The 8,482-nt window shown below is 61.1% G+C and carries 8 protein-coding genes; 1 reads left to right on the top strand and 7 read right to left on the bottom strand.

Annotated elements, in window-relative coordinates; all coding sequences use genetic code 11:
* Positions 1–1,325, bottom strand: a 1,325-nt coding sequence (tkt, locus tag ACGS9J_RS22120; protein WP_442232890.1) for a transketolase, incomplete at its 3' end; no start/stop codon positions are given.
* A gap of 238 nt (positions 1,326–1,563) precedes the next feature.
* Here tkt and ACGS9J_RS22115 point away from each other — a divergent pair.
* Positions 1,564–2,316: a M48 family metallopeptidase gene (locus ACGS9J_RS22115; protein ID WP_442232889.1), complete on the top strand. Its 753-nt coding sequence runs from the start codon at positions 1,564–1,566 to the stop codon at positions 2,314–2,316.
* Between the two features lie 39 nt (positions 2,317–2,355).
* On the opposite strand, the gene ACGS9J_RS22110 is transcribed toward ACGS9J_RS22115, so the two are convergent.
* Genes ACGS9J_RS22110 through ACGS9J_RS22085 form a run of 6 tightly spaced genes read right to left on the bottom strand, consistent with a single transcriptional unit; the run spans position 2,356 to position 8,479 of the window.
* On the bottom strand, positions 2,356–3,996 hold the full coding sequence (locus ACGS9J_RS22110; RefSeq protein ID WP_442232888.1) for a thiamine pyrophosphate-binding protein: 1,641 nt from the start codon (positions 3,994–3,996) through the stop codon (positions 2,356–2,358).
* Between the two features lie 52 nt (positions 3,997–4,048).
* Positions 4,049–5,518, bottom strand: a complete 1,470-nt coding sequence (locus tag ACGS9J_RS22105; RefSeq protein ID WP_442232887.1) for an aldehyde dehydrogenase — start codon at positions 5,516–5,518, stop codon at positions 4,049–4,051.
* 15 nt (positions 5,519–5,533) lie between these two features.
* Positions 5,534–6,328 carry an aspartate dehydrogenase gene (locus tag ACGS9J_RS22100; protein ID WP_442232886.1) on the bottom strand — a complete coding sequence of 265 codons (795 nt, stop codon included), beginning with the start codon at positions 6,326–6,328 and terminating at the stop codon, positions 5,534–5,536.
* 17 nt (positions 6,329–6,345) lie between these two features.
* Positions 6,346–7,140 carry an SDR family oxidoreductase gene (locus ACGS9J_RS22095; protein ID WP_442232885.1) on the bottom strand — a complete coding sequence of 265 codons (795 nt, stop codon included), beginning with the start codon at positions 7,138–7,140 and terminating at the stop codon, positions 6,346–6,348.
* The gene (locus ACGS9J_RS22090) at positions 7,137–7,955 is read right to left on the bottom strand and encodes an alpha/beta fold hydrolase (RefSeq protein ID WP_442232884.1); all 819 of its coding nucleotides are present in this window, start codon (positions 7,953–7,955) and stop codon (positions 7,137–7,139) included. Before ACGS9J_RS22090 ends, ACGS9J_RS22095 begins: the two co-directional genes overlap by 4 nt.
* Complete coding sequence (locus ACGS9J_RS22085) at positions 7,955–8,479, bottom strand: cupin domain-containing protein (protein WP_442232883.1); 525 nt, start codon at positions 8,477–8,479, stop codon at positions 7,955–7,957. The genes ACGS9J_RS22090 and ACGS9J_RS22085 overlap by 1 nt, the downstream gene beginning before the upstream one ends.
* Positions 8,480–8,482: the final 3 nt, after the last annotated feature.

Below are 8,482 nucleotides of genomic sequence, written 5' to 3'. Positions count from 1 at the left end.
CGAGCGTATTCCACGAACATCAGGAAGGTCGCGGAGTACGGCAGGAAACCGCCGTGCAGCGCGATGCCGTTGGTGATAGCGGTCATGCCGAACTCGCGCACGCCGTAGTGGATGTAGTTACCCGCCGGGTCTACGTTCAGCGCCTTGGAGCCAGACCACATAGTCAGGTTGCTCGGTGCCAGGTCAGCGGAGCCGCCGAGGAATTCAGGCAACACCTTGCCGAAGGTTTCCAGCGCGTTCTGCGAGGCCTTGCGGCTGGCGATGTTGGCCGGGTTGGCCTGCAGTTTTTCAACGAAGGCTTTGGCCTCGGCTTTCCAGTTGGCCGGCAGTTCGCCGTTCATGCGGCGTGTGAACTCGGCAGCCAGTTCCGGGAAAGCCTTGGCGTAGGCGGCGAACTTGTCGTTCCAGGCCGCTTCTTTCGCCTTGCCGGCTTCTTTGGCGTCCCACTGGGCATAAATGTCCTGCGGGATTTCGAAGGCGGCGTATTTCCAGCCCAGGGCTTCGCGGGTGGCGGCCACTTCGGCGGCGCCCAGCGCAGCGCCGTGCACGTCGTGGGTACCGGCCTTGTTCGGGGAGCCGAAACCAATCACGGTTTTGCACATCAGCAGGGACGGCTTGTCGGTGACCTTGCGGGCTTCTTCAATCGCGGCCTTGATGGCATCCGGGTTGTGACCGTCCACGTGACGCACCACGTGCCAGCCGTAGGCTTCAAAGCGTTCGGCGGTATTGTCGGTGAACCAGCCTTCGACGTGACCGTCGATGGAGATGCCGTTGTCATCGTAAAACGCGGTCAGTTTGCCGAGTTTGAGGGTACCGGCCAGCGAACAGACTTCGTGCGAGATGCCTTCCATCATGCAGCCGTCGCCCATAAAGGCGTAGGTATGGTGGTCGACGACGTCATGGCCCGGGCGGTTGAACTGCGCGGCCAGGGTGCGTTCGGCAATGGCGAAGCCGACGGCGTTGGCAATGCCCTGACCCAGCGGGCCGGTGGTGGTTTCCACGCCTGGGGTGTAGCCGTATTCCGGGTGACCCGGGGTTTTGGAGTGCAGCTGACGGAAGTTTTCCAGCTCGCTCATCGGCAGGTCGTAGCCGGTGAGGTGCAACAGGCTGTAAATCAGCATGGAGCCATGGCCGTTGGAGAGGACGAAGCGGTCACGGTCAGCCCAGTGCGGGTTGGTCGGGTTGTGGTTCAGGTAGTCACGCCACAGGACTTCGGCGATGTCCGCCATGCCCATAGGTGCACCCGGATGGCCGGAATTTGCTTTTTGTACGGCGTCCATGCTGAGTGCGCGGATGGCGTTGGCAAGCTCTTTACGAGAGGACATGTTTTACTCCAGGTCGGATTAAAAAATCAGTCAAGTTTTCTATTTTCTCAGACTCCGCATTAAAACGGCAATCCCTAATGCCAAATGAGAGCGAGTTCACAACTTATTAGCACAATTGGTCGGTTTTTCGGAATAACACTATTTTCCCGATGGCCGGCGTACACTAGTCTCAAGCGGCAAGATTTCCCTAAACTAAAATGACACTACCCCCTTGTTACTATCACAGGAAGATAGCTTTATGAAGATCCGTACCTCTTTGATTGCATTAAGCATTGCCACTTTGGTAAGCGGCTGTCAAAACCTGAACACCGATACGCTGATGCAGTCTGGCGCACAGGCGTTTCAGGCCGCGACGCTGAGCAATAACGACGTAAAAACCCTGAGTGATAAATCCTGCGCAGAGATGGACAGCAAGGCACAAATCGCGTCGGCCGACAGTACCTATGCCAAACGCCTGAACAAAATCGCGGCGGCGCTGGGGGATAATATCAACGGCACGCCGGCCAACTACAAGGTTTACGTCACTAAAGACGTGAATGCCTGGGCGATGGCCAACGGCTGTATCCGCGTTTACAGCGGGCTGATGGACATGATGACCGACAATGAAGTGGAAGGCGTGCTGGGTCACGAAATGGGCCACGTGGCGCTGGGCCATACTCGCAAAGCGATGCAGGTCGCTTACGGCACCGTGGCATTGCGTACCGCAGCGGCGTCAACCGGCGGCATCATAGGTTCGCTGTCGCAGTCGCAGTTGGCGGACATGGGCGAGAAACTGGTTAACGCACAGTTCTCCCAGAAACAGGAAAGCGAAGCCGATGACTACTCGTTCGATCTGTTGAAACAACGCGGTATCGACCCGAACGGTCTGGTCACCAGCTTTGAGAAACTGGCTAAAATGGAGGCCGGTCGTCAGAGCAGCATGTTCGACGATCACCCCGCCTCAGAAGCGCGCGCACAACATATTCGCGAGCGCATCGCAGCAGGCAAGTAAAACACAACGCCCGGCATCTGCCGGGCGTTTTTCATTTCATCAATACAAGGTCTTTTGCGGTGGCCCGGCGAAGGTTAGCGGCCCGATGCTGTTCATATCCACTTCCACCACCGATGGCCCCGGATAATTAATCGCTTCCGCCAACACGCCGTTGAACTGCGCTGCGCTGTCCACTTTCCACGCCTTCAGCCCCATCGCCTCGGCAACCAAGGTAAATGCAGGAGTATGCAGTTCGTTATAATACTGACGGCCGGCAAAATATTTGTCCTGAATACCGCGCATCACGCCATAACCACCGTCGTTCATGATCAACAGGGTGATATTGGCCTGCTCCTGCGCCATGGTCGCCAGCTCGCCCAGGCCTAACGCCAGCCCACCGTCACCCACCAATCCCACCACCTTGCGCTGCGGGTTGGCGATCGCGGTGCCAATCGCCATCGGCAAGCCCATGCCAATCGCCCCGGCCAGCGAGTGAATGTTGCACAGCGGCGAGATGGCACGGAACAAACGGCTGCCCCAGACGCTGCCGGAAACGGTGATATCACGCACCAGCAACCCATCCTGCGGCAGCGCTGCAGCGATGGCGTCGTTCAATTTGGCATACTCCCCCGACTGCTGGCGCAGCGCACTTTCCGCCTGCTGTAGCGCCGTGGCGATCTCGGCATCCCACTCGGCATTCACTTTTTCACCCGGGCTCAAACGAGCAGCCAGCGCGTTAAGCAAGGTGCCGCAGTCACCGTTGATTTGCTCGTCGGCCAGATAATTGCGGTTGGCCGCCGCCGGATCGATATCTATCTGCACCAGTGGGCGCGGCAACGGCAGCGTCCAGGTGCGGGTTTCATTGCTGCGCAGGCGCGAACCGGCCACCAGCGTCAAATCGCACTGCGTCAGGATCGCCTCAATGCTCGGCGAATTATGGAACGCACGCAGGCTACGTGGATGGCTATCAGGCAAGATGCCGCGCCCGTGGGTGCTGGAAATCACCGCCACGCCGGCATCCGCCAGTTTGCGTACCGCATCAGCGCAGGCCAGCGCACCGCCCCCCAGCCACAGCAGTGGGCGTTTGGCCTGTTTCACCCGCTGATACAGGCGCTCAACCGCCTCATCGCTGGCCTTCGGCAGCGGCGCAGGCGCCACTGGCCCGCTCAACACCGCACTGGAAACCAGGCTACTTTGAATATCGATCGGGATCTCAACCGCCACCGGCCCGCACGGCACCGTCTGCGCATCGAGGATCGCCCGTTGGATCACCGCCACCGCCTGTTCTGCGGAGTTAACCCGATACGCGCGTTTGGAGCAGGCACGCAGGAACCCCAGCTGATCGCGGGTTTCATGAATGAACCCGGCATCGGCGTCCAGATAGGCTTTTTCTACCTGGCCGGTAATGTGCAGCAACGGCGTGTTGGCGTTCAGCGCCTCGATCATTGCACCGACCGCATTGCCGGCACCCGCACCGGTACTGGTCAGAGCCACGCCCAGCCCGGAGAAACGGCCGTGGGCATCGGCCATGGTGACCGCGCCCGCTTCACCGCGCGCCGGCACAAAGCGGATATTGCCACGCTGCCCCACCGCATCGGCAATCGGCAGATTATGAATCGAAATGATGCCGTACATCGCCGACACCTCGTACTGTTCCAGAGTCCGGGCTATCGCCTCGCCAACCGTTATTTTATCGCTCATCATCTGCCTTCTTATTGTGTTCGTTTGTAGGGGTACGCACCGTCGACCAAAGCTAATCGCTCCAACGGTTGGCCTGATGGCTCAGCGCCAGGTACAGGCTTTTTTGCTGCATATAGGCCTTGATGCCGTGCAGACCCTTTTCGCGGCCCAGACCGCTCTCTTTGAAACCGCCGAAAGGCGTAGAAATAGAGAATGTTTTGTAGGTATTGATCCACACGGTGCCGGTTTCCAATTGTTCCGCCAGCGCCATCGCCCGTGGGAAATCCCGGCTCCAGATCCCGGCGGCCAATCCGTACACCGAGTCATTGGCCTGTTCGATCAATTGCTGTTCATCATCGAACGGCAGCACCACCAGCACCGGGCCAAAAATCTCTTCCTGGCAAGCACGAGCCTGGTTACTCAACCCTTCGATAATCGTCGGCAGGTAATAGCTGCCGCCCGCCAGCAACGGATCGGCCGGGGCTTCACCGCCTATCACTACCCGCCCGCCCTCCTGCTGCGCCAGCGCCACATAGTCCGCCACGCTTTGACGATGCTTGTCGTTGATCAGCGGGCCAAGGTGCACCCCCGGCGTCAGCGGATTGCCCACCCGCAGCCCGGCCGCCAGTTCGCCCAGGCGCGCCAGCAGCGGCTGGTATAAGGAACGATGCACAAACAGTCGTGAACCGGCGATGCAGGCCTGGCCGGCGGAGCTGAAAATGCCGTAGCAGATCCCGCGCGCCGCCTGCTCCAAATCAGCGTCTTCCAGTACGATGGTCGGCGACTTGCCGCCCAACTCCAGCGAGGTGGGGATCAGCTTCTCGGCGGCAATATGCGCCAGATGGCGACCGGTATTGGTCCCGCCGGTAAAGGAGATCTTTTTCACCAACGGGTGACGCGCCAACGCTTCGCCAATCACCGAACCTTTGCCCGGCAGTACGCTAAGCAACCCGGCAGGCAGCCCCGCTTGTTCAAACAGTTCCGCCAGTTTTAGCGCCATCAACGGCGTCGCTTCGGCCGGTTTGAGGATCACTGCGTTGCCCGCCGCCAGCGCAGGGGCCACCTTTTGCATTTCACTGGCGATCGGCGAGTTCCAGGGGGTAATGGCCGCGATCACGCCCAGCGGCTGATACTGGCTCAGCGTCATCACCTCGGCGCTGCGTTGGGTCGGCAGTTCGCCCTCCAGCACCTCGCAGGCAGCGGCAAAGTAGCGAGCCGTCGCCGCCGCGCTGGCCACCAGCCCACGGGTTTCCGCCAGCGGTTTGCCGTTATCGCGGGTCTGCAGCTGCGCCAGCTCTTCCTGCTGCGCCATAATCAGGTTACTGACGCGGTACAGAATGCTGGCTCGCTGATGCGGCACCAATCCGCGCCACTCGGGCGCACGCCAGGCGCGCTCCGCAGCGGCTACCGCGTCATTCACGTCTTCGATGCTGGCGGCACGCAGCCGGGCATTGACGCTGCCGTCGGCCGGAAACAGCGAAGCCATCTCATCGCCACGTCCTTCACACCAATGCCCAGCCACAAAAATCTTTAACCTTTCCATACTCGCTCCTGCCGTTCAGGCAATAAAACCACCGTCGATCAGACGGCGGCAGGCTTGTACCGCGCTCAGCGCCGCCAGGGTTGATGTCTTGGGATTGCTCGCCAGCGGGTTGCCGCTCAGCTCAATCTGAAATTCACCGAAATTGCCGCACACCTGCAGCCGGTGGGTATTGCGTCGGGTGGCGGGATCGACCAGCAGCCGCACCCGGGTGGCGTCCATTCCCAAGCCGTTGAGCGCAATGGTCGCCGCCACGTTGGCATTGGCCGGGAACAACCGCGCCGCCTCCCGCGCCGACCCTTCGAAAAACACCTGCGCCTCGCTCACCGCGTCGAGATCAATCAATTGCTCCGCCATGCTGCCGCGCCAGCTCGCCGGACTTTTACAGGCCTGATAGGTGACGCTGTCCAACCCGCCTTCGCGCGCCGACGCCAACCCGTCCATGCCCGCTACCGCCCCGGACAGCACGATCACCTGGCCGCGATGCTGCCGACAGGCTTGCTGCAAACGCTGCTGCAACGCCGCATCCGCCAGCGCACCGGTGGAGATCACCGCTAACGGCCAACCGCGCGTGACCACCGCTTCACCAAACTCCGCCACCGCCTGCTGGCTGGCACATTCCAGAACCAGATCCGGCTGCTCGACACACTGGTCCGGGTGGGTTAACGCCTGCACCTGGCCGCCAAAGGCGCTGACAATCGCCGCATGATGAGCCGCACGCGCCACGATCCAGCCAACACTCACCCCGTCCGGCAGGCGGGAAAGCACCTCTCTGGCCATCGCGCCGTACCCAATCATCATGATCTTCTTCATCTTTTCAGCCTCTGCGGTTAAAGATGGCGGTTAAAGCCGCCGGAGACGTCCAGCGCCGCACCGGTGGTAAACGACGCCAGGGGCGAAGCCAGGAACAACAGCGCCCGCGCCGGCTCCTGCGGTTTGCCCAGGCGTTTCATCGGGATGCCGCGCCGTTCGGCAATCGCTGCCGTCCACTGCTCCCAGCTTTGATCCTTATCGCTGCGCTCGTCGAAACGGCGGCGCCACTGGCCGGACTCCACCATGCCCAGCAAGATCGAGTTGACGCGAATGCCCTTGTCCACCAGCTCTTTCGACAGCGTCAGCGTCATGTTGAGCAATGCGGCACGTGCCGCCGAGGTGGCAATCATGTGTTCTTCCGGCTGCAAGGCCAGCAGCGAATTCACACAGGTGATGGAAGCGATATCCGAACGCTCCAACGCCGGCAAAAATGCCTGCACCGGGTTAATCACGCCGAACAGCTTTAGCTCCGCCTCATGCAGCCAGGCGGTACGCGGCGTTTGGTCGAAATGCGCGACGAACCCCTGGCCGGCGTTGTTGATCAACAGATCTATACCGCCGAAGTGCGCCGTCACCTGAGCGGCAAACTGCGTCACCTGTGCCTCATCCAGCACATCGCAGCACAGCGCCAGGATCTCCGCCTGCGGGAACTCATTGCGCAGGCTGGCTTCGGCTCCGGCCAGTTTGTCCGGGTTGCGGCCGCAAAACGCCACCTTCGCCCCTTCCGCCAGCAGCAGACGCAGGGTTTCGAAACCGATGCCCGACGAACCGCCGGTAACCACCGCGATCCGTTTCTCAAGCTGAAAATTCATGGTTGAATTGCTCCCGTAAAGTCCTGCAGATAGCGGTTAAATTGCACCGGCGCATCGAGATAGCTGGCATGCCCGGCGCCTTCGATCAGACGCAGTGGCGCATCCTGCTGTTGTGCCAGCACCGCTGCCGCTGCCGGTAGCGTGATCCGGTCGCAGTCGCCGCACCACACCTGCAGCGGGCCGCGGTAATGCGCCAGATAACCGCCGATATCGTCATTGGCCAGCATCCAGGCGGCGTTGAGAAAACCCTCGGGATCCAACTGCTGCATGCCGTTGCGTACCCAGGCGATATCTTGCGGATCTGCACCTTCACGCAGTAACGCGGCCGCCCGCTGCTCGCCGTAACCCAGCGGCCCCAGCTGTTCGATCATCTGTTTTCTCTGGCCGTAAACCTGTTGGCGTTTCTCCTCCGGCGCGGTGGCATAACCCTGCGCCGGATCGGCCAACACCAGTCCGCACAACCCATCGGGGTGGGCGGCGGCATAAGCACTGCCGATCAACGCGCCGAGCGAATGACCGACGATCAGCGGTTGCTCCAACTGCAATTCGGCCACCAGCGCCGCCAGTGCGGCGGCGTAGGTGGCGGCGTTCGGCTCGGTCACCGTCAGCGGCAGGCTGCCGCCGTAGCCTGGAGCATCCCAGGCCAGCAGGCGGTGCCCGTCGGCCAACCCGCGATCGTTGAACTGCTTGATCCACGAAGCCGAACCGGAACTGATGCCGTGCAGCAACACCACCGGGCGGCCGTGCCCCGCTTCGCGCCAGCTCAGGGTGAACTCTCCGCAGCGTGCCTGCTGACGTTGCACCTGGCCGTTCATCAGTTGCGTTTCACTTTGGATAACGGGTGATCCGCCGGGTAGGTCGGCGTTTCCGGTTTGGCGGTGCCGAGCATGACGCACATCAGCGCCTCTTCCTCGCCGTGGTTGAACAAGCCACGGTAGACGCCGGCCGGTACCGAGATCAGATCACGCTCTTTCAGCTTGGTTTCGTAATACTCCGTGCCGTCCTGGATCATCAGCGTGATGCTGCCCTTCAGCATAAAGAACACCTCTTCCACGTCGTCGTGCAGATGCAGCGGGCCTTCGCATTTCGACGGCAGCACCATGGTGGAGAAGGTAAAGTTGCCCGCCGGAATGGTATTGGTGTCATTGACCACCCCGGTGGCTCCGGTGCCGATGTAGCGCATCTGTGCGCGACGGTATTTCGGGTCGTAATCGGCCTGGAATTTCAAGGCGTTCCAGTCATATTTGCGGCCTTCAAAACGGGCGATGCGTGACTCCACCCAATGCTCTATCGACTGATCCTGCGGCTTGACGCCGGCTGGGTTCTCAACCTGGGACATGGT

Source organism: Serratia quinivorans (assembly GCF_052113645.1).
In the GTDB taxonomy this organism is placed as follows: Bacteria; Pseudomonadota; Gammaproteobacteria; order Enterobacterales; family Enterobacteriaceae; genus Serratia; species Serratia quinivorans_B.
This window is presented reverse-complemented; position numbering and strand designations above follow the sequence as displayed.

Bases quoted from the DNA above. Each gene is read 5' to 3' on its own strand.
- ACGS9J_RS22115 (WP_442232889.1), top strand. From the start codon at position 1,564: ATGAAGATCCGTACCTCTTTGATTGCATTAAGCATTGCCACTTTGGTA.
- ACGS9J_RS22110 (WP_442232888.1), bottom strand. From the start codon at position 3,996: ATGAGCGATAAAATAACGGTTGGCGAGGCGATAGCCCGGACTCTGGAA.
- ACGS9J_RS22105 (WP_442232887.1), bottom strand. From the start codon at position 5,518: ATGGAAAGGTTAAAGATTTTTGTGGCTGGGCATTGGTGTGAAGGACGT.
- ACGS9J_RS22100 (WP_442232886.1), bottom strand. From the start codon at position 6,328: ATGAAGAAGATCATGATGATTGGGTACGGCGCGATGGCCAGAGAGGTG.
- ACGS9J_RS22095 (WP_442232885.1), bottom strand. From the start codon at position 7,140: ATGAATTTTCAGCTTGAGAAACGGATCGCGGTGGTTACCGGCGGTTCG.
- ACGS9J_RS22090 (WP_442232884.1), bottom strand. From the start codon at position 7,955: ATGAACGGCCAGGTGCAACGTCAGCAGGCACGCTGCGGAGAGTTCACC.
- ACGS9J_RS22085 (WP_442232883.1), bottom strand. From the start codon at position 8,479: ATGTCCCAGGTTGAGAACCCAGCCGGCGTCAAGCCGCAGGATCAGTCG.